The sequence below is a fragment of the Mesorhizobium wenxiniae genome, assembly GCF_002284535.1.
Classification (GTDB): domain Bacteria; phylum Pseudomonadota; class Alphaproteobacteria; order Rhizobiales; family Rhizobiaceae; genus Mesorhizobium; species Mesorhizobium wenxiniae.
On record NZ_NPKH01000013.1, the window covers coordinates 1 to 1,049 of the forward strand.

Annotated in this window: 1 protein-coding gene; it reads right to left on the reverse strand. The window is 59.5% G+C overall.

Going from position 1 to position 1,049, the window contains the following annotated elements:
- Positions 1–16: 16 nt before the first annotated feature.
- A protein-coding gene (locus CIT31_RS05135; RefSeq protein ID WP_425350564.1) for an IS630 family transposase occupies positions 17–960 on the reverse strand; the annotation gives its coding sequence in 2 pieces (ribosomal slippage) (positions 17–628 and positions 631–960; 942 coding nt in all).
- Positions 961–1,049 lie beyond the last annotated feature (89 nt).

The following is a 1,049-nucleotide window of genomic DNA, read 5'->3' on the forward strand; positions in this document are numbered from 1 at the left end:
CTAGAGCGGGATGAGATTAGTTTCGGTCATAGCCGGAGTTTTTGAAGTAGTGTGAGCACTCGGCGGATGTGATGCGGTTGAGAATTTGGCCGATCGCGTCGCAGACGGTTTGGACGGTGCGGCTTGCTGCCTTTCTCAGCCAGTGCTTGAGTTTTGAGAAGAGCTGTTCGATCGGATTGAGATCGGGCGAGTATTTCGGCAGGAAGAAGAGCCTTGCGCCGGCGGCGCGTATGGCGCGACGCACCGCCTTGCCTTTGTGCGAGCCGAGATTGTCCATGATGACTATATCCCCCGGCTGGAGGGTCGGCGCGAGAACCTTCTCGACGTAGAGGAGAAATCTCTCGCCGTTGATCGGTCCGTCGATCAACCAAGGCGCGTCGACGCGATCGCGGCGCAGCGCGGCCAGGAAGGTCATGGTCTTCCAGTGGCCGTGCGGCACTTTCGCTTTGATCCGCTGTCCCACCGGCGCCCAGCCGCTTAGCGGCGACATGTTGGTCTTGGTCCAGGTCTCGTCAATGAAGACCAGGCGCGTGGGATCAATCCGGCCCCGATACTTCGTCCACTGCATCCGCCGTCGCGCGATATCGGGACGATCCTGCTCGACGGCGATCAGCGTCTTTTTTTGTGACTGAGCTTCTCGGCATGCACGAATTCCCACACCGAACGGTAGTCGACCTTCAGGCCACGCTCGCCAAGTTCGGCCACAAGGTCGCGCAAGGTGAAGTCCCTGTCGTGACAGCGTTCGATCAGCCAGTCGCGCCACGCTCCCGAGAGCTTCTTCGGTTTGTAGCCGCCGACCTGGCGAGGCGCAGCACTGCCAGTCTCTTCGACACGCTTAAGCCACTCAATGGCCGCGCTATAGCTAACGCCAAATCGAGCCGCCGCCGCACGTCGCGAGAGCCCATCGGTCTTGACCGCGGCTACAACCCGCTCGCGAAGGTCCATCGAATATCCTGCCATCCAAACTGGCCTCCTCCCAGCATGAATGTTGAATCAGAACTGCGATGATTTGGGAATCCCACGACTCTTACAAATCTCATCCCGCTCTA